24 protein-coding genes are annotated in these 21,711 nt (G+C 73.1%); 8 read left to right on the plus strand and 16 right to left on the minus strand.

Features of this window, described 5'->3' with window-relative positions; all coding sequences use genetic code 11:
- Positions 1-98 precede the first annotated feature (98 nt).
- Complete coding sequence (locus ABZ840_RS02780; protein WP_361552408.1) at positions 99-1,001, plus strand: MerR family transcriptional regulator; 903 nt, start codon at positions 99-101, stop codon at positions 999-1,001.
- A 9-nt stretch (positions 1,002-1,010) separates the two neighbouring features.
- Here ABZ840_RS02780 and ABZ840_RS02785 read toward each other — a convergent pair whose 3' ends face one another.
- From ABZ840_RS02785 to ABZ840_RS02815, 7 genes are all read right to left on the minus strand, one after another.
- Positions 1,011-1,640 (minus strand): TetR family transcriptional regulator, encoded by a 630-nt coding sequence (locus tag ABZ840_RS02785; protein ID WP_361552100.1) that lies wholly within the window; start codon positions 1,638-1,640, stop codon positions 1,011-1,013.
- A gap of 111 nt (positions 1,641-1,751) precedes the next feature.
- On the minus strand, positions 1,752-2,600 hold the full coding sequence (locus ABZ840_RS02790) for a fumarylacetoacetate hydrolase family protein (protein WP_361552103.1): 849 nt from the start codon (positions 2,598-2,600) through the stop codon (positions 1,752-1,754).
- Positions 2,593-3,510, minus strand: coding sequence for a 3,4-dihydroxyphenylacetate 2,3-dioxygenase (locus ABZ840_RS02795; RefSeq protein WP_361552106.1), 918 nt, complete (start codon positions 3,508-3,510; stop codon positions 2,593-2,595). The genes ABZ840_RS02790 and ABZ840_RS02795 overlap by 8 nt, the downstream gene beginning before the upstream one ends.
- The gene (locus tag ABZ840_RS02800; protein ID WP_361552109.1) at positions 3,503-4,990 is read right to left on the minus strand and encodes an aldehyde dehydrogenase; all 1,488 of its coding nucleotides are present in this window, start codon (positions 4,988-4,990) and stop codon (positions 3,503-3,505) included. Before ABZ840_RS02800 ends, ABZ840_RS02795 begins: the two co-directional genes overlap by 8 nt.
- A 31-nt stretch (positions 4,991-5,021) precedes the next feature.
- A complete protein-coding gene (locus ABZ840_RS02805) occupies positions 5,022-5,828 on the minus strand; it encodes an acetoacetate decarboxylase family protein (protein WP_361552112.1) in 807 nt (268 codons plus the stop codon).
- A gap of 15 nt (positions 5,829-5,843) precedes the next feature.
- A complete protein-coding gene (locus ABZ840_RS02810; protein WP_361552115.1) occupies positions 5,844-7,061 on the minus strand; it encodes an FAD-dependent oxidoreductase in 1,218 nt (405 codons plus the stop codon).
- Positions 7,062-7,065: 4 nt separating this feature from the next.
- Entirely contained in the window at positions 7,066-7,254 is a 189-nt protein-coding gene (locus tag ABZ840_RS02815; RefSeq protein WP_361552118.1) for a ferredoxin, read from the minus strand.
- Between the two features lie 229 nt (positions 7,255-7,483).
- On the opposite strand from ABZ840_RS02815, the gene ABZ840_RS02820 reads away from it, so the two are divergent.
- Positions 7,484-8,839 (plus strand): glutamine synthetase family protein, encoded by a 1,356-nt coding sequence (locus ABZ840_RS02820; RefSeq protein WP_361552121.1) that lies wholly within the window; start codon positions 7,484-7,486, stop codon positions 8,837-8,839.
- Between the two features lie 37 nt (positions 8,840-8,876).
- On the plus strand, positions 8,877-10,157 hold the full coding sequence (locus ABZ840_RS02825; RefSeq protein ID WP_361552124.1) for a cytochrome P450: 1,281 nt from the start codon (positions 8,877-8,879) through the stop codon (positions 10,155-10,157).
- A 55-nt stretch (positions 10,158-10,212) separates the two neighbouring features.
- Here ABZ840_RS02825 and ABZ840_RS02830 read toward each other — a convergent pair whose 3' ends face one another.
- A complete protein-coding gene (locus tag ABZ840_RS02830; RefSeq protein WP_361552127.1) occupies positions 10,213-10,611 on the minus strand; it encodes an STAS domain-containing protein in 399 nt (132 codons plus the stop codon).
- A 500-nt stretch (positions 10,612-11,111) separates the two neighbouring features.
- Here ABZ840_RS02830 and ABZ840_RS02835 point away from each other — a divergent pair, with 500 nt between their 5' ends.
- A complete protein-coding gene (locus tag ABZ840_RS02835) occupies positions 11,112-11,375 on the plus strand; it encodes a hypothetical protein (protein ID WP_361552130.1) in 264 nt (87 codons plus the stop codon).
- A gap of 161 nt (positions 11,376-11,536) precedes the next feature.
- Here ABZ840_RS02835 and ABZ840_RS02840 read toward each other — a convergent pair whose 3' ends face one another.
- The 5 genes from ABZ840_RS02840 to ABZ840_RS02860 all read right to left on the minus strand — a co-directional run bounded on the left by ABZ840_RS02840 (position 11,537) and on the right by ABZ840_RS02860 (position 15,773).
- Positions 11,537-12,136: a carbonic anhydrase gene (locus ABZ840_RS02840; RefSeq protein WP_361552133.1), complete on the minus strand. Its 600-nt coding sequence runs from the start codon at positions 12,134-12,136 to the stop codon at positions 11,537-11,539.
- 179 nt (positions 12,137-12,315) lie between these two features.
- Positions 12,316-13,674 (minus strand): MFS transporter, encoded by a 1,359-nt coding sequence (locus ABZ840_RS02845; protein ID WP_361552411.1) that lies wholly within the window; start codon positions 13,672-13,674, stop codon positions 12,316-12,318.
- A 68-nt stretch (positions 13,675-13,742) separates the two neighbouring features.
- On the minus strand, positions 13,743-14,261 hold the full coding sequence (locus ABZ840_RS02850) for a hypothetical protein (RefSeq protein ID WP_361552136.1): 519 nt from the start codon (positions 14,259-14,261) through the stop codon (positions 13,743-13,745).
- An 8-nt stretch (positions 14,262-14,269) separates the two neighbouring features.
- Positions 14,270-15,523, minus strand: coding sequence for a hypothetical protein (locus tag ABZ840_RS02855; protein ID WP_361552139.1), 1,254 nt, complete (start codon positions 15,521-15,523; stop codon positions 14,270-14,272).
- A 97-nt stretch (positions 15,524-15,620) separates the two neighbouring features.
- The gene (locus ABZ840_RS02860) at positions 15,621-15,773 is read right to left on the minus strand and encodes a hypothetical protein (protein WP_181138642.1); all 153 of its coding nucleotides are present in this window, start codon (positions 15,771-15,773) and stop codon (positions 15,621-15,623) included.
- Between the two features lie 244 nt (positions 15,774-16,017).
- Between ABZ840_RS02860 and ABZ840_RS02865 the strand changes: the two genes are divergently transcribed.
- The 3 genes from ABZ840_RS02865 to ABZ840_RS02875 all read left to right on the plus strand — a co-directional run bounded on the left by ABZ840_RS02865 (position 16,018) and on the right by ABZ840_RS02875 (position 18,712).
- Positions 16,018-17,562, plus strand: a complete 1,545-nt coding sequence (locus tag ABZ840_RS02865) for an ATP-dependent DNA ligase (RefSeq protein WP_361552143.1) — start codon at positions 16,018-16,020, stop codon at positions 17,560-17,562.
- The gene (locus ABZ840_RS02870; RefSeq protein WP_361552146.1) at positions 17,559-18,026 is read left to right on the plus strand and encodes an NUDIX domain-containing protein; all 468 of its coding nucleotides are present in this window, start codon (positions 17,559-17,561) and stop codon (positions 18,024-18,026) included. Before ABZ840_RS02865 ends, ABZ840_RS02870 begins: the two co-directional genes overlap by 4 nt.
- Before the next feature lie 119 nt (positions 18,027-18,145).
- Positions 18,146-18,712: a hypothetical protein gene (locus ABZ840_RS02875; protein WP_361552149.1), complete on the plus strand. Its 567-nt coding sequence runs from the start codon at positions 18,146-18,148 to the stop codon at positions 18,710-18,712.
- Positions 18,713-18,748: 36 nt separating this feature from the next.
- Here ABZ840_RS02875 and ABZ840_RS02880 read toward each other — a convergent pair whose 3' ends face one another.
- Positions 18,749-19,507 carry a nucleotidyltransferase domain-containing protein gene (locus tag ABZ840_RS02880; protein ID WP_361552152.1) on the minus strand — a complete coding sequence of 253 codons (759 nt, stop codon included), beginning with the start codon at positions 19,505-19,507 and terminating at the stop codon, positions 18,749-18,751.
- Between the two features lie 42 nt (positions 19,508-19,549).
- Between ABZ840_RS02880 and ABZ840_RS02885 the strand changes: the two genes are divergently transcribed.
- Positions 19,550-20,083: a hypothetical protein gene (locus ABZ840_RS02885; RefSeq protein WP_361552155.1), complete on the plus strand. Its 534-nt coding sequence runs from the start codon at positions 19,550-19,552 to the stop codon at positions 20,081-20,083.
- A gap of 29 nt (positions 20,084-20,112) precedes the next feature.
- Here the strand turns inward: ABZ840_RS02885 and ABZ840_RS02890 are convergent, their stop codons facing one another.
- Both ABZ840_RS02890 and ABZ840_RS02895 read right to left on the minus strand, forming a co-directional pair.
- Positions 20,113-21,294, minus strand: coding sequence for a flavin-dependent oxidoreductase (locus ABZ840_RS02890; protein ID WP_361552158.1), 1,182 nt, complete (start codon positions 21,292-21,294; stop codon positions 20,113-20,115).
- Positions 21,291-21,668 carry a nuclear transport factor 2 family protein gene (locus ABZ840_RS02895; RefSeq protein ID WP_361552161.1) on the minus strand — a complete coding sequence of 126 codons (378 nt, stop codon included), beginning with the start codon at positions 21,666-21,668 and terminating at the stop codon, positions 21,291-21,293. The genes ABZ840_RS02890 and ABZ840_RS02895 overlap by 4 nt, the downstream gene beginning before the upstream one ends.
- Positions 21,669-21,711 lie beyond the last annotated feature (43 nt).

Genomic DNA, 21,711 nt, shown 5'->3' on the forward strand with positions numbered 1-21,711 from the left:
TCGAGGGCCCCGAAGCCGCGGCCCCCGGCCCAGCGCCGTCGCCCGAAGCGGCCCCCGGTCCGGCGCCGTCGCCCGAAGCGGCCGACGGCAGGTGGAGCATCGGCGAGCTGGCCGAGCACGCGGGCGTCACCGTCAAGACCGTCCGCTTCTACTCCGACCGCGGCCTGCTGCCCGAGGCGGCGCGCAGCGCCGGGGGCCATCGCCGGTACGGTCCCGAGGCGCTCGACCGGCTCCGGCTGATCCGCTCCCTGCGCACCCTCGACCTGCCCGTACCGGACGTCGGCCGGGTCCTGGACCGGGAGGACGCGCTGGAGGACGTCATCGCGGGGCAGCTGCGGGAGGTCGGCTCGCGGATGGCGGCCCTGCGCTGGCGCGAGGCCGCCCTGCACCTGCTGCGGGACTGCGCCCCGGCGGAACGGGCCGACCGGCTGCGGCTGATCGGCGCCGTGACCGCGCCGCCCGACACGGCCGCGCTGGCCCGCTTCTGGCGGCGCTGGCTGCCGCCGCGGCTCCCGGCCCGGCTGACCTCCGTGATCCTCGACCACTCGGTGCCGCAGCCGCCGGCGGACCCGGCGCCGGACCAGGTACTGGCCTTCGCCCGGCTGCACGCCTTCGTCTCCGGCCCCTGCCCCGGTACGGGCATGGCGCACTGTCAGCCCGCGGCGCACCGGCCCGACGAGGGCTACCGTCCGGCCGTCCTCTACGAGGGGCTCATCGAGGCGTACGGGCTGGCCGCCGCCGACATCCAGGGGCGGCGGGCGCCGTACGGGGGCGAGGCGCTGGACTGCTTCGTCGATGCCTACGCCCGTTCCCGTGGCGCCCGGGACACGCCGGCCTTCCGCCGGGTGCTCAGCGGCCAGCTCGCCGCCGACCCGCGTATCGACCACTACTGGCGGCTCACGGCGGAGGTGACCGGCCCGGCGGCGCCGCCGACGCCGGGCGTCACCCACGACTGGCTGCGCGCGGCGCTGGACTCCGGGGGCGCCGTTCCGGCCGCCTGACGGGGAGCGTCAGCCGGCGCCCGTGGCGCGGGTTGCCGGGTCGTCCTCCGCGGCGGCCGCCCTGCTCAACAAGGTCCGCAGCTCGGCCAGGGCGGCTTCGGTGTCCGCCCGGTCGCCCATGGTCAGCTGGTGCAGGACGAGCCCGTCCAGGGCGGCGAAGACCAGGCGGGCGAGGGCGGAGCCCGGCTCGTACGGCAGCATCCGGGACAGTTCGCGTTCGGAGGCGGCGAAGTAGCCGTCGTACAGGTTCCGTACCTGGGGCAGCAGCTCCGGGCGGCGGCGCGCTTCGAGCAGCAGCTCGTACTGGAAGGCCTGGAGGTCGGGGCCCGACTCGACCATTTCGGAGACGCCCGAAGCGAAGTCGTCCGGCTCGCCGGTGCCGGGCTCCAGCAGGCTGCTGCGCAGGCTCTGCCGTACGACGTAGCCCAGTGCTTCCTCGATCAGGGCGTCGCGGGAGCCGAAGTGGTGGACGACCAGGCCGTGCGTGACGCCGGCCTCCTCGGCGACCGCGCGGTAGGTGAGCTTGCGCAGTCCGCCGCGGGCGACGACGCGGATGGCGGCGTTGAGGAGGGCGTCGCGGCCCTCGCCGTACCCCCGGCGGCTGCGGCGACGGCCGGTCCCCTTGGCTGCTTCCGTCATGCCGGCCACCCTATCCGCAGGTCACGGAGGGCCGTACGGCCCGAGGGAGCCGCCCGGAGGGCTCGGGCGCGCGCGGCCGCGGGGCCCTCCGGGCGGGTACCGGGCAGGGGGTCAGCCCCGCTTCGGCGGGCGGATGCCGCGGAACTCCCAGTCGCCGCCGAGGGCCGTGGAGAGGACCTCCTCGGACTCGGTGGGCTGGGCGCCGACGTCGGTGCGGACGGCGGTGGGGCCGGTGACGATGTGGTTGGTGAGCCGGCCCAGGCCCTCGGCCTCGACCTCCACGACGTCGCCGGGCTGTACGGGCCGGGAGTTGGCGGGCGTGCCGGAGAGCAGGACGTCACCGGGGTACAGGGTGATGGTGCGGGCGATGTCGGCGACGAGGTAGTGCATGTCCCACTTCATCTCGTCGGTCGAGCCGTCCTGGACCAGTTCGCCGTTGACGTAGGTGCGGAGGTACTTGCCGCGGAAGTCCCAGTCGGTGACCAGGCCCGGGCCGAGCGGGCAGAGGGTGTCGGAGCCCTTGACTCGGAGCATCGAGCCGGCGTCGGTGTCCCGGAAGTCGTGCAGGCCGTAGTCGTTGGCGACGGTGTAGCCCGCGATGTACTGCCCCGCGTCGGCCGGGGCGATGTTGCGCGCGGTCCTCCCGATGACGATCGCGACCTCGCCCTCGTAGTTGAGCCACTTGCAGCCCTCGGGGCGGACGACGGCGCCCCGGTGGGAGTTGAGCGCTGAGGTGGGCTTGTGGAAGTAGGTGGGCGTCCCTGGCAGCTTGATCTGGAACTCCTCGACCCGGCTGCGGTGGTTGAGGTGGACCGCGACGACCTTGGAGGGGACGGCCGGCGGCAGGTGCTGGGCCTCCTCGATCTTGACGCGGCGGCCGTCACCGGCGACCAGTTCCTCGCCCTCGCGGACGGTCTGGACGGCGGCGCCGTCGAGGAGGATGCGGCGGTACTCAGGCATGGGTGGTCTCCTTGGAGGGGCGGGGCGCGGTCCAGCCGCCTTCGGGACGGTCGAACCACAGGTGGACCTGGCCGGTGCCGACGGAGTTCTCGTACTCGCCGTACTGCCGGCCGCGGGCGGTGCAGGCCGCCTCGCCCAGGGCGCCGGCCATCATCAGGTAGTGGAAGAACTTGGCCTCGGGCTTGAAGCGCCAGAACTCCGGCATGGTGCGCAGCACTTCGTCGTGGCGGCCGTCCTTGAACCAGGCGATGCGTTCTTCGTCGGCGGCGCGTGCCTCGGGGGTGAAGAGGTGGGACGGGTCGCTGGCCTCGTGGTCGCGGAGCTGGCGGAGCGGCCAGAAGGTGTGCGAGAGGGCGCCGGAGGCGATGAGCAGGACCTTGCGGCCCTCGGTGGCGGCGATGCCGTCGGCCAGGGCGCGGCCCAGCCGGAGGTGGTCCTCCATGTCGCCGGTCTGGCAGACGCCGATGGTCACCCACTTCTTCTCGGGCAGGCCCTCGCCGAGGTACTTCCAGAGGTTGGTGGTGGCGTAGTAGATCGGGAGGTAGGCGTCGTCGATGGGGGTGATCCAGGTGCCGTGCTTGTCGGCGAACCGGGCGATGTTGTGCGCGAGTTCGGGGTCGCCGGGGAAGTCGTACGGCATCCGGCACATGCCGCGCGGGAGCTCTTCGGAGGTGAAGAGGCCGGCCCTGCGCTGGTGGGCGGTGACGACGAATTCGACCGTGGTGGCCCAGTGGGAGTCCAGGACGACGACGGTGTCGTAGTCGGCGGTCTCGAAGACGTCCTCGCGGAGCTGCCGGAGGCCGGTGACGAGGGTGATCTCCTTGCCCTCGTTCAGCTCCCGCCGGGTCTCCTCGGGCAGCACGATGGTGGGGACGTGGGCGAGGAGCCCGGCCCCGGTGATATCACCCATGGTCGCGCCGGCCCTTCGGCGAGCTGACAGTGTTCTTCAGGTCGCAGTAGAAGTCGAAGCTCCAGGTGCCGCCCTCGCGGCCGATGCCGGACTCCCGGGAGCCGCCGAAGGGCGCCCGGAGGTCGCGGACGAAGAAGCAGTTGACCCAGACGGTGCCGGCGACCAGCTGTCCGGTGACCCGTTCGGCGCGCTCGGGGTCGCCGGTGGCGACGGTGGCGGCGAGGCCGAAGCGGGTGTCGTTGGCCAGCCGGACGGCCTCCTCCTCCGTCTCGAAGGTCTGCAGGGTCAGGACCGGGCCGAAGACCTCCTCCTGGACGATCTCGCTGCCCTGGGCGACGTCGGTGAGGAGGGTCGGCGCGTAGTACTGGCCGTCCTTGCGGTGCCCGCCGATGACGGCACGCGCCCCGGCGGCGACCGCCCGCCGCACGAAGCCGTCGATCTTCTCCAGCTGGCGGGGGTGGATGTTGGGGCCGATGTCGGTGGTTTCGTCGCGCGGATCGCCCTGCCGGAGCCGCCCGGCCTTCTCGGTGAAGCGGCGGGTGAACTCCTCGGCCACCGAGGACTCCACGAGGAGGCGGGTGGCGGCCAGGCAGACCTGCCCGGCGTTGTCGTACTGCTCGACGGCGAGGTCGACGGCCAGGTCCAGGTCGGCGTCGGCGAACACCAGCAGCGGGGACTTGCCGCCCAGTTCGAAGCTTGCGGGGGTGAGATGTGCGGCGGCCGCCGCGGCGATGGTCTTCGCGGTCGGCACCGAGCCGGTGAAGCTGATGCGGCGTACGCCGGGGTGGGAGACGAGGGCGCTGCCCGCTTCCGCGCCGTGGCCCTGGACGACGTTGAGGACGCCGGCCGGCAGCCCGGCCTCGTGGGCGATGTCGGCGAGGAGGGAGGCGGTGAGCGGGGTCCACTCGGCGGGCTTGAGAACCACCGTGTTGCCGGCGGCGAGGGCCGGTGCGATCTTCCAGCTCGCGAGCATGAGCGGTGCGTTCCACGGCGTGATCAGTACGCAGGGGCCCGCCGGGTCCCAGGAGACGTGGTTGGTGTGTCCGCGGCCCGCGGCGGAGCCGCTCGTGTACGTCGTGAAGTCCTCGTGTTCCAGCTTCAGCAGCCAGTCGGCGAAGAAGCGGAAGTTGTGCGCGACGCGGGGCATCACACCGCGGCGGTGCGAGCGCAGCAGCGCGCCGTTGTCGGTGGTCTCGACGATCGCCAGGTCCTCGATGCGCTTCTCGACGCCGTCGGCGACGGCGTGCAGGATGCGGGCGCGTTCGGCGCGCGGGGTGGCGGCCCAGCCGGGGAACGCCTCCTGCGCTGCGGCGACGGCGGCCTCGGCCTCGGTGGCGGTGCCGCGGGCGAGATCGCCGAGGTGTGCGCCGTCGAGGGGCGAGACGTCGGCGAAGGTCCCGTCGGAGGCGACGCGGCGGCCGCCGATCCAGTGCCGGGTGTCGACGGTGACCCCGGCGACGGTGGTGAGGTGTGCGGGCATGTCCGGTCTCCCAGGTGTCAGGTTCGGGTCGTCACTCGGCTGCCGAGGTGCCGGACTCCAGGAGGGTGCCGCCGTTCCAGACGACGCCGACCTGGCGGTAGTACGCGGCGATCGGCTCGCGGATCTCCAGCCGGGCCAGCTCCTCGGTGGGGGCCTCGAACAGCTCCAGTTCGGCCTCGCCGCGCCAGGCCGGGCCGGCCTCGAAGGACGCGGCGCCGGACTCGATCAGCTCGTCGAGGGCGAGTCCCTTGCCCGGTTCGATCGACGGCAGCCAGCGGTGGTGTGCCATCGGGTGGCCGTTGACGAAGCCGTTGGTCCCGGAGGGCCCGGTCAGTGTCACGACGGTCTGGGCGAGCCGTCGGTCGGCCGCCGCGAGCGTGGCGCCGAAGCGGGCGCCCGCCTCGATGCGCGGCGCGGGCCCGTAGGGGTGGGGGCGGGTCTGGTGGATGGAGCCGAGCTTCTTCGGGTAGCCCTGGTGCAGGCCGCGGGCGACGGCGAAGTCCTTGTCGACCCAGATGTACACACAACGCGAGTACGTACGGCCCCTGTAGGAGCAGCGGACGACCGCGAAGGCCTCCTTGTACTGGGCGCGCACGGGGTCGAGCAGCTCCTCGCCGGAGGCGGCGCAGGACTGCCAGTCGGCCCAGATGAGGGCGACGGCGCCGGGGTCCTCGTCGGCGAGTCCGAGCGGCTCGGGCAGCAGTTCGCGGACGCGCGCGGGGTCGGTGCGGTACTCGACGGTGAGGAGGTCGCCGGAGTAGTGCCACGGGGGCGAGGGGATGAGCGAGGCGGCACCGGTCGCCGTCTTGGGGTGGAAGTAGCCGCGGACGCTGGCCATGGTGGTCGGTCTCCTTCAGGCGTGCTGGGGACTGGGGGCCGGCTGCTGGAGCAGCTCGGCGCGGTGGCGGGCGGCGGCACCTGCTGCGGCGGTACCGCCGAGCGCGAGCACGCCGACCAAGCGGCCGTCGGCGTGGTAGCCGAGGACGACGTCCCCTTCGGGGTCGCCCTCCAGGACGCGTATGTCGGCGAGTCCGAGGGACGGGGCGCCGAAGGACTGGAGGCGGAAGTCGTGCTGGTCGCTCCAGAAGGTGGGGAACGGCGCGAAGGGCGTGGGGTCGGGCTCGGCGCCGGCCAGGTGGGCCGCGAGGGTCTTCGCGGCGCGCTTGGCGGTGTCGCCGGGGATGGACCAGTGCTCGACGCGGCGGGGGACGTTGTCGTAGCGGGCGTTGGGGAAGCGGGCGACGTCGCCGATGGCGACCACGTACGGCAGGCCGCCGACGCGCAGCATTGCGTCGGTGAGCACGCCGTCGGTCAGGTCCAGGCCGTTGCCGTCGAGCCACTCGGTGTTGGCGGCCGAGCCGACCGCCTCGACGACGACGTCGGCCGGGAGAGTCCGGCCGTCGTCGAGGACGACGCCGGTGACGTGGTCCTCGCCCGCGAAGGCGGTGACGCCGGTGCCGAGGGCGAAGCGTACGCCGCGTTCCTCGTGCCGCCGGTGCAGCAGGCGGGCCGGCAGTTCGCCGAGCGGGCGCAGCATCGGCAGCGGTTCGGGGTCGACGACGGTGACCTCGGTGGCGCCGAGGCCGACGGCGGTGGCGGCGACCTCGCAGCCGATGAAGCCGGCACCGACCACGACGACCCGGGCGCCGGGCCGGGTCAGCGCGTCGCGCAGGCCCTGTGCGTCGGTGAGGGTACGGACGGTGTGGCGGCCGGCGGCCGGGCCGGGGCAGGGCAGTCGGCGGGGCCGCATGCCGGTGGCGATCACCAGGCCGTCGAAGTCCAGCCGTTCGCCGTCGGCCAGATCCACGGTGCGCTCGGCGAGCCGGGCGGCGGTCACGCGCGTACCCAGGCGCCATTCGGCGTCCGCGACGCTCGCGCGGGGCCGGAAGGCCAGTGAGTCGAACGGAGCCCTGCCGGCGAGGACTTCCTTGGAGAGCGGCGGCCGGTTGTACGGCATGTGCGGTTCGTCGCCGACCAGGGTGAGCGTGCCGGTCCAGCCGGCGGCGCGCAGCTGCTCGGCGGCGCGCAGGCCGGCCATGGCGGCGCCGGCGACCACGATGCGGGGGCTCATCCGGTCAGTCCTCGATCCGGATGGCCTGGAGGGGGCAGACGTCGGCGGCTTCCTCGACGTCCTCGCGCAGCGTGTCGTCCGGGTCGCTGACGTACGCGAGCCGTCCGCCCTCGTCGAGCCGGAAGACCTCGGGCGCCGCGAAGACGCACTGGCCGTGGTCCTGGCACTTGTTCATGTCGACGACGACCTTCATGGCCGGTCCTCCTGAGGATGCGGATCCCTAACTCGTTTGACCTCAAACAAGGTAGGGAGCGCCCGGCCCGGGGTCAAGACCTATCCGCATGGATAAATTTTTGCCGCCCGCCCCTTGCGGTCCCCCCGGCCGCTCCCTACCGTTTGGCTTCAAATGAGGCACGGGTTCCCCCAGCGCGGCCCCGGGCCCTCTCCCCCGCCACCGTTCCCGCCCCTCTGAGGAGACACTGGTGAGCGCTCCCGAATCCGCCCAGGTCCGACAGCACATGGACCGCCTGGCCGCCGACGGCGTCGACGTGGTCCGGGTGACCTATCCCGACCTCATCGGCACCGACCGCGCCCGCGACGTGCTGCTCGAACACCTCCCCACCGCCTGCGCGCACGGCCTCGCCTTCTGCCGGGCCGTCTACCACACGAGCCCGCAGGGCGACGTCGTCGAGGTCGAGGGGGGCCTGGACGCCGGGCTGCCGGACATCTCCGTACACCCCGACCTGAGCACGCTCGCCCCGCTGCCCTGGGAGCCGGGCGTCGCCACGTGCCTGGGCGACGTGCTCGACCCCGCCACCGGCTCCCCCGCCCCCGAATCACCCCGCGACCTGCTGCGCCACGTGCTCGACCAGTGCACAGGCGAAGGTCTGGCCCCCGTCGTCGGGCCCGAGCTGGAGTACTTCCTCTGCGACCCGGCCCCCGAGTCCCCCACCGGCTGGAAGCGGTACGCCGAGGCACCCGGCAACGTCTACACCGCGGGCCGCCGCGGCGACCCCGACGGCCACCTCCTGCGCACCCTCCGCCAACTGCGCGGGCTGGGCATCGGCGCCAGCATGGGCAACCACGAGTTCAGCAGCGGCCAGTTCGAGATCAACCTCACCCACTCGGCCGCCCTCGACGCCGCCGACCGGGCCTTCCGCTTCAAATCCGCCGTCAAGGAACTCGCCCGCGCGGAAGGCCGCCTGGCCACCTTCATGGCCAAGCCCTTCGCCGACGAGGGCGGCTCCGGTTTCCACGTCCACGTCTCCTGTCCGGACGCCGACGGACACAACACCTTCGACGACCCGGCCGCACCGCACGGGCTCTCCACCACCGCCCGGCACGCCATCGCCGGCGTCCTCGCGCACGCCCCCGCGCTGACCGCACTGCTCAACCCCACGGTCAACTCCTACAAGCGGTTCGGCCCCGACACCCTCGCCCCCTGGCTGATCGACTGGGGCCTGGACAACCGCAGCGCCATGGTCCGCGTACCGCCCGAGCGCGGCGCCGGCACCCGCTTCGAACTGCGCCTCGCCGACGCGAGCGCCAATCCGTACCTGCTGCTCGCGGGCACCCTCGCGGCCGCCCTGCTCGGCGTGCGCGCCGGCCAGGAGCCGCCCGCACCCCTGGAGGGCTACGGCTACGACACCGCCCGGGCCGCGACCCTGCCGATGACACTGCCCGCGGCGCTCGACGCCCTGGAGGCCGACACCGCGCTCACCGAAGTCCTCGGCAAGGGCTTCACCGCCGCCTTCCTCGCCTACAAGCGCGACGAGGTCCAGCGCTTCCAGCGGCACGTCACGGACTGGGAGTTCACCGAGTACGCCTACCACCTGTGACACGGCCGCCCCGACCCGCCACCGCAAGGAGCCATCGATGACCACCAGCCCGCCCGCCGTCCACGAGCCGCTGCCGCTGGACGAGGTGAACCTCGCCGACCTCGACAACTTCACCGACGGCGTCACCCCGTGGCGGATGTTCCACACCCTGCGCCACGAAGACCCGGTCCACTGGCAGCCGGAGGAGGCGCCCAACGCCGGCTTCTGGTCGGTCACCCGGCACGAGGACATCGCCCGCGTCGACCGCGACGCGGAGACCTTCACCTCCACCAAGTTCGTCAACCTCGAAGAGGTCGACGAGGACCAGATCAAGAAACGCGCCTCGATCCTGGAGCTGGACGGCGTACGCCACCGCGCCATGCGCAGGCTCCTCCAGCGCCAGTTCGGCGCCGGCGTCATCAACCAGTACGCGGACTTCCTGCGCGGACTGACCGCCAGGACGCTGGACGCCGCGCTCGCCAAGGGCAGCTTCGACTTCGTGCGGGAGGTCTCCGCCGACTTCCCCATCAACGTCCTCGCCCGGCTGCTGGACGTGCCGCCGGAGGACAACCAGCAGCTCATCGACTGGGGCAACCGCATCATCGGCAACACCGACCCCGACTACGCCGACGTACTGCTGGAGAGCGAGGAGAGCGAGCGGTACCGTGATCTGCCGTTCCGCTCCCCGGCCTCGCTGGAGGTCTTCGCGTACGGGCGCGAGCTGGCCCGGCAGCGGCGCGGGGGCGACGGCACCGACCTGGTCTCCCGGCTGGTCAACCAGACCCCGCGGGACGGCGTCCCGCTCTCCGCGCAGGACTTCGACAACTACTTCCTGCTGCTGGTCGTGGCCGGCAACGAGACCACCCGGCACTCCATCACGCACGCCATGCACGCGCTGATCAACAACCCCGACCAGCTCGACCGGCTGCGGCAGGACCCCTCCCTCATCCCCACCGCGGTCGAGGAGTTCCTGCGCTGGGCCTCGCCCGTCTACCACTTCCGCCGCACCGCCACCCGCGACGTCGAGCTCGGCGGCAAGCGGATCAAGGAAGGCGACAAGGTCGTCATGTGGTACGCCTCCGGAAACCGCGACGAGAAGGTCTTCGGCAACCCCTACGACTTCGACGTGACCCGCGAGAACAACGACCACGTCACCTTCGGCAAGGGCAGCCCGCACCTGTGCCTGGGCAACCTGCTGGCCCGCACCGAGATGCGCATCATGTTCGAGGAGCTGATCCCGCGCCTCGCCGACATCCGCGTCACCGGCGAAATCCCCCGCGTCCGCTCCAACTTCGTCAACGGCATCAAGAAGCTGCCGGTCGAGGTCACGCTCGCCTGAGCCGTGCGCGGCCCGGCCGTGTCCGTACGCCGTCGGACGCGGGCCGGCCGCACGGCTAGTGCGCGGCCACGGGCGGCCAGGTGGGGCGGGCCTCCTCGGGGAGGGCGGCGAGGGCCTTGCTGACCGTGGGGTGCTGCGGGAACAGCTTGTCGCTGCCCGTGTGGGTGAGGAGGTCGGACAGCCGGCGGCCGGCGCACGCGAGCAGCAGGGTGCCCTCCCGCCGGCGCAGGATCCAGTGCAGTGCGAGCAGGCAGTTCAGGCCGCGCGAGTCGCAGAACGTGAGCGCGGCCACGTCCAGCACGAGGTAGCGGTAGCCGTCGGCCAGCACCACGCCGGTGGAGGAGAGGAACGACGCTTCGGAGGCATGGTCGAGCTCGCCGCTGACGCGCAGCACGGCGCAGTCGGCGGACTGGGTGAGAACAGTGACGGCCAGCCGTCCTGAACCCGTGGACATCGCACCTCCGGTCACCTGTCGAACGGACCAGCCATGGCTTACCAAGCGGTAGCCGCCTCTCGGCGCCGGACCGTGAACTACAGGCAGTGAACTACGGGCATGTGATACAAGCCGAGTGTCCCACACGGAGAGACACATGTCGGAAATGTCCCTATTGCCGGTACTGTCAACAGTGGGCCACCCGACACCCGTCCGGGTGACCACCGCCCAGCGGGGTGATTCGGTCAAACTGCGCCCCGGAACCCGGGCCCGTCCGTCCCCGGCCGCTCCTCCCGCCCCCGCGGCGGCCCCCGCCGGCCCGCCCCGTCACAGCGGACGTCTCCCGGTGGGCGGGTCACTGGCCGACAGCGGTCCGGTGCCGGCGGACGGCCGCCGTAGGGCGTTCCCGAGTCCGGCGCCCGGGTACGCGTGAGCCGCATCCGGCGACCGCCGGACGACCCACGTGAGAAGGCAGGCGCGTCATGACCGCAGCCTCGTCCCCCGGGTACTCCGAATCCGGCATGCCCCGGAGTACCTACACCGCCGCACGGCCGGTCAGTACGGAGACCAAGCCGTCCTTCAAGACCACCGAATTCTTCGTCTACGTGGCCGCAGTGGTGGCCGTGCTCATCGCCTCCGCCGTGGTGGGCGCGGACGTCGGCCCGGATCCCTTCCCCGCAGGCCAGGCCTGGCTGTACGTCACGCTGCTCAGCATCGGCTACCTGATCAGCCGCGGCCTGGCGAAGAGCGGCAGCCGCGAGCCCGCCGACCGGACACGCGACTGAGCTTCGGCCTGCTGGCTGTTCCCCGCAGGGCCGCGGCACGGCGCCCCGGCCCCGCGCGCTACGGGCGGAGCCCCGGGGCAACACCGACCCGGGGCTCCGCTGGTGCCCGCACCGCGCGGGTGCGGGCGATCGTGCCTCGTCCTCGGACGGGCAGGACGGCGTCAGACAGGCAGGAAGGCGTCGGCCTTCGGGTCGTGCGCCGTCACCAGACCGGTGTGCACCTCGTAGAACCAGCCGTGCAGCGACACCTCACCGGCTTCCAGGCGCTCCTGGACACAGGGGTAGGCGCGCAGCCGCTCGACCTGCTCGCACACGTGGCGCTGGACCGCGTCGGCGACCGTGGGGGTCTCGTCCCGGGGCAGCTCGGCGGAGAACTCCCGGGCGAGCCAGTCGCGCACGGCGGGCGCGTCGTTCAGGTCCTCGGCGCGTGCCCGCGCACCCACCGCACCGCAGTGGGAGTGGCCGCACACCACGATGTCGGACACCTTCAGCACCCGCATCGCGTACTCGATGGTCGCGGCCTCCGAGCAGGCCATTCCCTCGTGGTAGGCGGGGACGGCGTTGCCCGCGGTCCGCAGCTCGAACAGCTCACCGGGGCGCGCGCCGGTGATCAGGGAGGGGATGACCCGGGAGTCGGAGCAGGTGATGAACAGGGCCTGCGGCGACTGGCCCTCCGCGAGGCGACCGAAGACCTCCCGCTCCTCGGGGCGCTCGGCGATCCGGGCGTTCAGGTTCCGGGCGTGCTGGATGAAGGATTCCACGGGAGGTGTCTCCTGTTGGTGAGGGTGCCACGGAGAGGTGTGGCAGGTGCGGATTGCATAGCGGAACAATGATCGTCGGTGCGGCGTCCGCGCAGGTGGGCGGGGTGCGCACAGCCGGCGCCGCGCGGGCGGCGGGCGCGGGCCCCGGATGACCGGGCCGGCAGCGGTACGGAACCCGGTCATGCCGCGGGCTCCCCCTGCGGGCGCCGGGACGCGACCGCTGCGCCGGAGCGGCGCCGTACGGTCAGTGCCAGGGCCGGGATGATCGCCAGCGCCAGCACACCGCCCGCGAGGGCCAGTACCGGGAAGCCGCCCGCCACCACGACCAGCCCGGAGGACATCCCGCCGGTGGCCCCGGCCACGGCGATGCCCACGTCCAGCACCCCCTGGGTGCGGGCCCGGGTGGCGGCCGGGAGCGCGTCCGTGACCAGGGCGGTGCCGCTGATCAGCCCGAAGTTCCAGCCGATGCCGAGCAGGACCAGGGCGGTGGCGAGCGCGGGCACGGAGTGGGCCGGCGCCAGCGCGGCGACCGCGCCGGCGGCGAACAGCGTCACGCCCGACGCGGCCGCGACCGGCAGCCGGCCGATGCGGTCGACGAGCAGCCCGGTCAGCGGCGACGGCAGGAACATCGCCCCGACGTGGAGGGCGATGACCAGTCCGGCGTCGCCCGTGCCGTGGCCGTGCGCCCGCATGTGGACCGGCGTCATCGTCATGATTGCGATCATGGCGAGCTGGCCGAGCACCATGACGGCCGTACCGCCGAGGAGGCCGCGCCGGTCCGGCAGGTCGTGCCGGGTGCCGCCCGCCGTGTGACGGGGCTCTTCGGTGCGCGCGTCGGCCGCGCCCGGGGGTTCGACCTGCGCCTGGTCCGGGTTGGAGGCTGCGGCTTCTGCTTCTGCTTCTGCTGCCGCCTCTGCCTCCGCCTCCGCCAGCGTGCGGGACAGCCGGAGCGGGTCGGGGCGCAGCAGCGCGGCCAGGAGGAGCGCGGCCGCCGTGAAGGCGACGGTGGCCAGCGCGAACGGGCCCGCGAGGCGGGGAATGCCCCAGCCGTGCGCCACCTCGCCCGTCACGCTCACCAGCAGCGGACCGGCCACCGCGCCGAGCGTGGTGGCCAGCAGTACCGTGCTCACCGCGCGGCCGCGCCGCTCGGGCGCCGCCAGGTCGGCGCCCGCGTACCGCGCCATCAGGTTGGTCGCCGTACCCGCGCCGTAGACCGTGAGCGCGACGAAGAGCAGCGGTGCGTTGCCGGTCGCGGCCGCCACGACGACGCCGAGGCTGCCGACGGCACCACCGGCATACCCCAGCGCGAGGCCGGGGCGCCGGCCCCAGCGCTGCGAGAGCCGCCCGATGCCGACCGCGCCCAGCGCCGCACCGGCGGTGAACAGGGCGCTCGGGAGGCCGGCGAGGCCCGTGGAACCGAGCATCTCCTCGGCGAGCAGCGCGCCCACGGTGATGCCGGCGGCCAGGCCCGCACCGCTGAGGACCTGCGAGACCACCAGGACGGTCAGGACGCGCCGCTGGGCGGCGGCGACGGACACCGCCGGGGCGGTCGGCGCCGCCGCAAGCGGTGGGTCGTGGGCGGCGGGCACCGCACCGGTCCCTTCGGTCACGTGGCCGTCCCCGCCATCGGCTCCAGTGCGGAGATCTCCGACAGCGGCATCTCCAGCTGCTCGTGCAGGAACCGGACGACGGTCCAGTGCGGCAGCGCGCCCTCGTCGAAGGGGCCGAACTCCCGGCAGTACAGCGGTATCCAGCGCAGCGCCTCTTCGGCGGCCTGCTCGCGGCCGGGCTCCTGCTGGTACTCCTCGTACGGAATGCTGCGGTGCTCGATGAAGAACTTCCCCGGCAGCCGCTCCTCGCAGAGGTAGCGGTACTCGCGCGTCTGCAGGATGAGGTAGTGCCAGAACTCGTCGATCTCCTGCTCCACGGGGAGGAACAGGCCGCTCAGCTCCTCGGGGTACTTGGAGATCAGGAAGAGGTAGCGCAGGCACTCCAGGGCCTGCCGCTCGGTGTACTCCCGCGGCGCTTCACCGGAGGCGGCGAAGTGGTCGACCAGCTCCGTGTACAGGGCGGGGCCGAGCAGTGCCGTGAGGTCGTCCGCGGTCACCTGCGTCTTCGTGGTCATGGTCCCTCTCACTTTCCGTCCCTGGCGAGCCAGGCGTACTTCCCCGACTTTCCGATGGCGATGTGGTCGCGGTGGTCGAGCACGCAGCGGCGGCCGGTCAGTTCGCGGACGCCGTGGCCCAGCGCTGCCACCTGCTGCGGGGCGAGGGGCCGGCCGTCGAACGTGGTGTACGCGAGTACGGCCTCGGCGGGGCTGAGGACCCGCAGCTGGTGCACGAAGACCTGGGGCGAGACGGAGCCGACGAGGGCGTCCAGGTCGCCTTGCGCCACCGGGCCCGAGGAGGTCTCCAGCAGTTCCTTCTCCCGGCCGCAGAATTGCGTGATCTTCGCCGGGTCGGGGGTGCCGTCCAGGGTGCGGGCGCAGTCGCCGGAGCGGTAGCGCACCAGGGGCATGTGCGGGTTGCGCACGCTGGTGACGATGAGGTGGAAGAGTCCGCTGCCCTCGGTGACCGGCGCCAGCTCGACGCCCATGTCGTCGAGGTACGGGTGGTAGCGGCCGCGGCGGTCGCTGTAGAAGAGGTAGCCCAGCTCCGTACTGCCGAAGAGGTCGATGATCGGGCACGCGAAGTGCTGCTGGAGATACCGCCGTACGTTGACCGGCGTGAATTCGTAGGCGTGGACGATGCTCGCCGGGGGCGAGAAGGCGTCCCACAGCCCCCACCTGCTGATCTTCTGCAGCAGGTGCGCCAGGTGGTACCCGGAGCAGTCCAGGTGGTACCAGCCGCGCGGATGCGCCTGCCGGGCCTCCTCCATCTCCGCGAGCATCCGCTCGACGTCGGCGCGCTCCCAGAGCGCGGGGTCGAGGCGGGTGTTGAGGTAGAAGGTGCGGGCGTCCAGGCGACGGTCCTCGGGACGCGGGTCGGGCCGCGGTTCCTCGCCGCGCTTCCTCGCGTTCACCCGGGCCACGTGCTCCGTGGCGAGCACCGTCGTCAGCGAGACGCGGCGGCAGCCCGCTTCCCAGGTCTCCTTGATGTCCGGGTGTGCGCTCCACAGCCGGTAGTAGGACTTCAGGAGGAAGTACGGGGGCCGGATGATCTGCATACGGGCGTGGTTGGTGCCCGTGGAGAGCACGAACTCCGCCTCGCCGGCGTCGAGGGCGGCCGCGAGCTCCGGTGTCATCCAGTTGTCCGGGAAGCCGCGCGCGATCTCGGCCTTGTCCAGGACGGGGAAATGACCACGCGCGAGTGCGTCGCGGTAGATCGGGATGTCCTTGACGCGCGCGATGACGTCGGCCGTCGGCTGACCGTCCGGGGAAACCTTCAAGGGAAACCTCAACAGTGCTCATGGACCGGTGCCGGGGCCGGCCGGCGGCGCGGATGCGCCACCGCCGGCCGGCCCCGGAACGCCGGGCGGCGACGGGTCAGGAGATACAGCCGGTCTTCGTCGCGCTGATGCAGCCGCTCTTCGGGGACGCGCTGATGCAGCCGTCCTTGTCCGCCTTCTGCGCCGAGTTGGCGGCGACCCAGCCCTGCCAGACGTCATCCTGGGCCATCTTCTTGATGAGCTGTTCCATGCGAACCTCCGTGAGGTGGAGCGTGAGCTGGACATGCGGCGCTGACGTGCGCTTTTGCCGCACCGGTCGAAGGTAAAAGATTTGCCAAGCGAGTGTCAATGAATGGCAATCCCTGTGGAGGGTGAAGCAGGCGGGGCGCGCCAACTTTTGGCGGGATAGCGTCGTGACGGCCGCCGCGCGGGTCCGGCGCGCCGGGTGCTCCCGCCCGGAGGCGTGGCCCGACCGTGCGAGGCAGGATGGCCGTATGCTGCTGGCCCACCTTGCCCGCGTGTCCCGGGAAGTCGCCTCGACCTCCGCGCGTTCCAAGAAGGTCGCGCTGCTGGCCGAGCTGTTCCGGGAGGCCGCGCCCGAGGACGTACCGGTCGTCATCCCGTATCTTGCCGGGCGGCTGCCCCAGGGGCGGATCGGCATCGGCTGGAACGCGCTGCGCGACCCGGCTCCCCCGGCGGCCGACGCCACGCTCACCGTGCGCGGCGTCGACGCGGCGCTGACCGAGCTGTCCGGGGTCACCGGGACCGGTTCGCAGGGCGAACGCCGGCGGCTGGTGCAGGAACTGCTCGCCGCCGCCACCGAGCCGGAGCAGCACCTCCTGACCGGCCTGCTGACCGGCGAGGTGCGCCAGGGCGCACTGGACGCGCTCGCCGTCGAGGCGCTCGCGGCGGCCACGGACGCGCCGGCCGCCGACGTCCGGCGGGCCGTGATGCTGGGCGGCCTCCAGGAGGTGGCGCGGACGCTGCTGGCCGACGGGCCGCCCGCACTGGCCCGGTTCCGGCTCACCGTCGGGCGGCCGGTCGGCCCGATGCTCGCGCAGAGCGCGAGGTCGCCGGCCGAGGCGGTCGCCAAGCTGGGCCCCTGCGCCGTGGAGGAGAAGCTCGACGGCATTCGCGTACAGGTGCACCGCGACGGCGACGACGTCCGTGTCCACACCCGCACCCTGGACGACGTCACCGACCGGCTCCCCGAGGTCGTCGAGGCCGCGCTGGCCCTCCCCGCCACCCGCTTCGTGCTCGACGGCGAGGTCATCGCGCTGGACGCGGACGGCCGGCCGCTGCCCTTCCAGCGCACCGCCGGGCGCTTCGGCTCCCGGGTGGACGTGGCCGCCGCGCAGGCCGCGCTGCCACTGTCACCGGTCTTCTTCGACGTCCTGTACGCCGGCGACCGCGATCTGATGGACCTGCCCTTCGAGGAGCGCCACGCGGAGCTGGCCCGCTTCGTGCCCGAGCCGATGCGCGTCCGCCGGGTCGTGGTCCGGGAGCCCGGCGACGCGGCGGCCCTGGAGGCGGTGGAGGACTTCTGGGCGGCGACCCTGCGCCGCGGCCACGAAGGCGTCGTCGTGAAAGGGCTCGCCGCGCCCTACAGCGCGGGGCGGCGCGGCGCCTCGTGGCTCAAGGTGAAGCCGGTGCACACCCTGGACCTCGTCGTCCTGGCCGCCGAGTGGGGGCACGGCCGCCGCGCCGGGAAGCTGTCCAACCTCCACCTCGGGGCCCGCGCGGAGGACGGCTCCTTCGTCATGCTCGGCAAGACCTTCAAGGGCCTCACGGACGCCGTACTGGCCTGGCAGACCGAGCGGCTGCGGGAGCTGGCCGTGGACGAGAGCGGGTACGTGGTGACCGTACGCCCGGAACTGGTCGTGGAGATCGCCTACGACGGCCTCCAGACCTCCTCCCGCTACCCGGCCGGGGTGACCCTGCGGTTCGCCCGGGTCGTGCGGTACCGGGAGGACAAGAGACCCGAGGAGGCCGACACGGTGAAGAGCATCCTCGCGGCCCACGACGCACCGCCGTCATGACCGGGAAGCGGAGCGCCGGACTGCTGCTGTACCGCCGTGCGGGCACCGGGATCGAGGTGCTGCTGGCCCACATGGGCGGGCCGCTGTGGGCCCGCCGGACGGCCGGCGCGTGGACGGTGCCCAAGGGCGAGTACGTACCGCCGGAGGAACCGCTGGCGGCCGCCCGACGGGAGTTCGAGGAGGAGCTGGGCCTGCCCCCGCCGGACGGGCCGTACGTCCCGCTGGGCGAGGTCCGCCAGTCGGGCGGCAAGACGGTCACCTGCTGGGCCGCCGAGGCCGACCTCGACCCCGAGGCGATCGTCCCGGGCACCTTCGAGACGGAGTGGCCCAGGGGCTCCGGCATCACCCGCTCCTTCCCCGAGATCGACCGCGTCGCCTGGTACGCCCCGGACCGGGTCGGAGAACACCTCGTCACGGCCCAACGCGCCTTCGTGGACCGGCTCATCGCACACCTGAGCGCTTGATCCCGGCCGTCCCGCCGTTGACCTGTTCCGCCGCTGCCCGGGGCCCCCGCCCGCTGATTGGCTTCCCTCACACCGTTCGCCCACGGTGCCCCATCCCATTGACCAAGGGAAGAGCGACCATGGCTGATGTGCTGAAGTACGGGGACCACGTCCACCTCCAGAACGGCTACAACTCCTGGAAGGGCGGCTACCTCGACACCAACGGGCACGCCGACGGCAGCTCCGGCGGCAAGTACGGCGTGTCCACGGCGGAATCCGCCTCGCGCGGCAAGGGCACCGGCACCTGGGAAGTGCTCTCCGCCGAGGGCAAGGCCAACGGGACCGAGGTCACCAGCGGCGACATCATCTACCTGCGCAACCTCTACGGCGGCGACGGCGGTTACCTCGACACCAACGGGCACGCCCCCGCGCCCAACGAGTACGAGGTCCTCACCTCACCGGGCCGGGACCGCGCAGCGGGTACCGGGCGGTGGCGGGTCTTCGCCGACAGCTCCACCACCGACGACAACAAGGTGCGCCACGGGGACGTGGTACGCCTGCTGAACGGCTACAACGACTGGCGCGGCGGATTCCTGGACACCTGCCACCAGGGCCCGGAGGCCGGCCTCTACGGGGTGTCCACGAGCTTCTACAGCGACCGGGGCAAGGGCACCGGCCAGTGGAAGTTCAGCAAGGCCACGGCCTAGCCGCACACGGGCACCGGCCCGCGGCCCTCCGGCCCCTCACACCGCGGCGCCGAACAGCGTCTCCGCCTCGGTGAGGGTGTCCATGAGGTGCCGCGGGTCCGGGCGCAGTCCGGCGACGAGCGTGTCGAGGCCGCGGAGTCCCGCCTGTTCCAGGAGGCGCTTCTCGTTGGTGGTCCATTCGCCGCGTGCCGCGAGGACAGCGTGCGCGGTCTGCATGCCGGCCGTGGCGAGGGCCCCGGCCACCTCGGTGGCCCGGCCGCGCGCGGCGTACCCGCCCCTGGCGTACCGGAGCGTGAGCTCCGCCCGGCCGCGCCACACCGAGGGTGCCGTGGCGCGCAGCGCTTCGGGGTAATCGGGGCGGGGCAGTTCGCCACGCAGCACCTCATTGACGGCCAGCTCGGCGACCACGAGGTAGCTGGGGATGCCCGCGAGGTGGAACATCAGCGGCTCCCAGTGGAAACGGCCCTCCCGCGCCTCTGCCAGTTCGTGCTCGACGACGTCGAGGTCCCGGTAGTGGACGTCGGCGGACCGGCCGTCGATGGTCAGCCAGGCACCGCCGTTGAACACGCCGCCGCCCCAGTCGCCGACCTCGGAGACCTCCCCCTCCCAGCCGACGGCACGCAGCTCGGCCGGGTCGAAGGCGCCGCGGTAGTAGAGCGCGAAGTCCCAGTCGCTGTCCGGGGTGTGGGTGCCCTGGGCGCGGGAGCCGCCGAGGGTGACGGCCTGCACGGTGGGCAGGGCGGCGAGCCGGTCGGCGACGTGACCGGGGAACGCCTGATCGGTGAGAGCAGTCATGGACCGAGGATATGCGCGGTACCCGGGGGTACCCGTGGCCGCATGATGAAGCGCACCGTGTCCCCTTCCGTGCCGCGCGGCCCGCGAGACGACCGGCTCGCGCTGCTCGGCGTGTACCTCAACGACCATCTGGCCGGGGCGACGTTCGGTACGGAGCTGGCGCGCCGGCTGGCCAGGAGTTCCGTGGCTGCCGCGCCCGAGGAGACCCTCAAGGGCCTGGCCACCGAGATCACCGCGGACCGGGCGGCCCTGCTGCGCATCATGAAAGACCTCGGCATCCGCGCCCGGGGCTACAAGGCCGGTGCGGGCTGGGCCGCCGAGAAGGTCGGCCGGCTGAAGAGCAACCGCCGGCTGCTGTCCCGCTCGCCGCTCAGCCCGCTGCTGGAGTTGGAGGTGCTGCGGCTGGGCGTGGCGGGCAAGGCGGCGGGCTGGCGGACGCTGCGCGAACTGGCGGAGACCGACGCCCGCCTGGACGCCGCCCGCCTCGACGACCTCCTGGCGCGCGCCGACCGCCAGGCCGAGACCTTGGAGCGGCTCCGCGTCCAGCAGGCCGCCACGAGCTTCCGTACGGCCTGACGGCGACCGGCCGCTCCCCACCGGGGCCGTCAAGGCGTCAGTGACGCCCGGGAGTTGAGTACGGCCACGTCGCTTCCGGTGGCGTGGCGGTAGGTGCCGGTGATGCGGGCCAGCTCCTGCGGGGTACGGCCGATGGACCGGTGCATCTCGCGGTTCGCCCGGACGACGGCCGCGGTCGCGTCGCGGCGCGCGGACTCATAACGGGCCAGGCCCTCCGGTACGCCGGGTGCCCGCGCGAGTTCGTGGGCGAGTACGCGGGCGTCGACGACGGCCTGGGATCCGCCGTTGGCGCCGACGGGGTACATCGGATGCGCGGCGTCACCAAGCAGGGTGATCCGGCCGCGCCCCCACGCGGGCAGCGGGTCGCGGTCGACCATGGGGTACTGCAGGAGGACGTCGCTGCCCGCCACCAGGCCCGGTACGTCGAGCCAGCCGAGCTGCCAGTCCGCGACGTGGGGCAGGACGTCGGCCGGGCGGCCCGCGCGGTTCCAGCCGGCGTCCTCGGTGAGCGGCTGCGGCTCGGCCACCCGGACCAGGCAGACCCAGTTGATGCGGCCGCGGCCGATCGGGTACGCGACCAGCTGCGCGTCCCCGCCGGTCACGACGGTCATCGAGGAGCCGGTGAGGAACGGTGGCGCCTCGGTCACCCCGCGCCACATCCGGATGCCCGACCACCGCAGCGGGCCGTCCTGCGGGTGCAGCCGGGCCCGGACCACCGAGTGCAGGCCGTCGGCGCCGACGAGCGCGGTGGCCTCCTGCTCCCGCTCCTCCCCGGTCGCCCGGTCCAGGAGCCGGGCTCGAACCCCGCCCGCCCGCTCCTCGAAGCCGACCAGGCGGGTTCCGGTACGGACCGCGTCGGCGCCCAGCCGCTCGCGGACCGCGGCGAGGAGCAGCAGCTGCAGCTCGCCGCGGTGGATGGAGTACTGGGGCCAGTGGTAGCCCTGCGCCCTGCCGCACAGGTCGGTGAAGAGCCGCCGGCCGTACCGGTCGCTGTAGACGTTCTCGGCCGTGGCCACGCCGAGCGCCGCGAGGTCGTCGGCAAGGCCCAGTTCGGTGAGTTCGCGTACCGCGTGCGGCAGCAGGTTGATCCCGACGCCGAGCGGGCGGACCTCGCGGGCGCTCTCCACCACGAGCGCGTCGATCCCGGCGGCGTGCAGGCTCAGCGCCGCGGTGAGGCCGCCGATCCCGGCTCCGGCGATGAGGACGCTCACCGTCCGGCCTCGGCCGCGGGGGTCTCCGGACGGTCCATGATGCGCAGCCAGGTGCCGTCCGGCTGCCGGCGCGCGACCTGGACCCGGCCGCCCGTGCCGTCGGCGGGCCGGGTGGAGGTCAGGGCGAGGTCGCCGTACCGGAGCGTGGGCAGCGGCTCCTCGGCCACGAAGGCCAGCGGCGCGTGCGTCACCAACCACTCGCACACGGCACGGATCGCGTCCCGGCCCACGGTGGCGGAGCCCGGCGGGAAGGCGAGGACGGCGTCGGGCGCGTAGAGCTCGGCGAGCCCTTCGGCGTCCCGGGCGTTGGCGCGCTCCACGAAGAGCCGGGCCAGGTCCTCGGGGGTGTTGGCGCGTTCACGGGTCTCGGTCATGACGGTCTCCTTCTCGTTTCCGCGGCCGGTCGGTTCCGCGTGT

This window comes from Streptomyces sp. NPDC047117 (assembly GCF_040643545.1).
GTDB lineage: Bacteria > Actinomycetota > Actinomycetes > Streptomycetales > Streptomycetaceae > Streptomyces.

What these genes read in the sequence shown, in the direction of transcription:
- ABZ840_RS02785 (WP_361552100.1), bottom strand. Translation starts at nt 1,640, where the DNA reads ATGACGGAAGCAGCCAAGGGGACCGGCCGTCGCCGCAGCCGCCGGGGG.
- ABZ840_RS02790 (WP_361552103.1), bottom strand. Translation starts at nt 2,600, where the DNA reads ATGCCTGAGTACCGCCGCATCCTCCTCGACGGCGCCGCCGTCCAGACC.
- ABZ840_RS02795 (WP_361552106.1), bottom strand. Translation starts at nt 3,510, where the DNA reads ATGGGTGATATCACCGGGGCCGGGCTCCTCGCCCACGTCCCCACCATC.
- ABZ840_RS02800 (WP_361552109.1), bottom strand. Translation starts at nt 4,990, where the DNA reads ATGCCCGCACACCTCACCACCGTCGCCGGGGTCACCGTCGACACCCGG.
- ABZ840_RS02805 (WP_361552112.1), bottom strand. Translation starts at nt 5,828, where the DNA reads ATGGCCAGCGTCCGCGGCTACTTCCACCCCAAGACGGCGACCGGTGCC.
- ABZ840_RS02810 (WP_361552115.1), bottom strand. Translation starts at nt 7,061, where the DNA reads ATGAGCCCCCGCATCGTGGTCGCCGGCGCCGCCATGGCCGGCCTGCGC.
- ABZ840_RS02815 (WP_361552118.1), bottom strand. Translation starts at nt 7,254, where the DNA reads ATGAAGGTCGTCGTCGACATGAACAAGTGCCAGGACCACGGCCAGTGC.
- ABZ840_RS02825 (WP_361552124.1), top strand. Translation starts at nt 8,877, where the DNA reads ATGACCACCAGCCCGCCCGCCGTCCACGAGCCGCTGCCGCTGGACGAG.
- ABZ840_RS02830 (WP_361552127.1), bottom strand. Translation starts at nt 10,611, where the DNA reads ATGTCCACGGGTTCAGGACGGCTGGCCGTCACTGTTCTCACCCAGTCC.
- ABZ840_RS02835 (WP_361552130.1), top strand. Translation starts at nt 11,112, where the DNA reads ATGCCCCGGAGTACCTACACCGCCGCACGGCCGGTCAGTACGGAGACC.
- ABZ840_RS02850 (WP_361552136.1), bottom strand. Translation starts at nt 14,261, where the DNA reads ATGACCACGAAGACGCAGGTGACCGCGGACGACCTCACGGCACTGCTC.
- ABZ840_RS02860 (WP_181138642.1), bottom strand. Translation starts at nt 15,773, where the DNA reads ATGGAACAGCTCATCAAGAAGATGGCCCAGGATGACGTCTGGCAGGGC.
- ABZ840_RS02865 (WP_361552143.1), top strand. Translation starts at nt 16,018, where the DNA reads ATGCTGCTGGCCCACCTTGCCCGCGTGTCCCGGGAAGTCGCCTCGACC.
- ABZ840_RS02870 (WP_361552146.1), top strand. Translation starts at nt 17,559, where the DNA reads ATGACCGGGAAGCGGAGCGCCGGACTGCTGCTGTACCGCCGTGCGGGC.
- ABZ840_RS02875 (WP_361552149.1), top strand. Translation starts at nt 18,146, where the DNA reads ATGGCTGATGTGCTGAAGTACGGGGACCACGTCCACCTCCAGAACGGC.
- ABZ840_RS02880 (WP_361552152.1), bottom strand. Translation starts at nt 19,507, where the DNA reads ATGACTGCTCTCACCGATCAGGCGTTCCCCGGTCACGTCGCCGACCGG.
- ABZ840_RS02885 (WP_361552155.1), top strand. Translation starts at nt 19,550, where the DNA reads ATGATGAAGCGCACCGTGTCCCCTTCCGTGCCGCGCGGCCCGCGAGAC.
- ABZ840_RS02895 (WP_361552161.1), bottom strand. Translation starts at nt 21,668, where the DNA reads ATGACCGAGACCCGTGAACGCGCCAACACCCCCGAGGACCTGGCCCGG.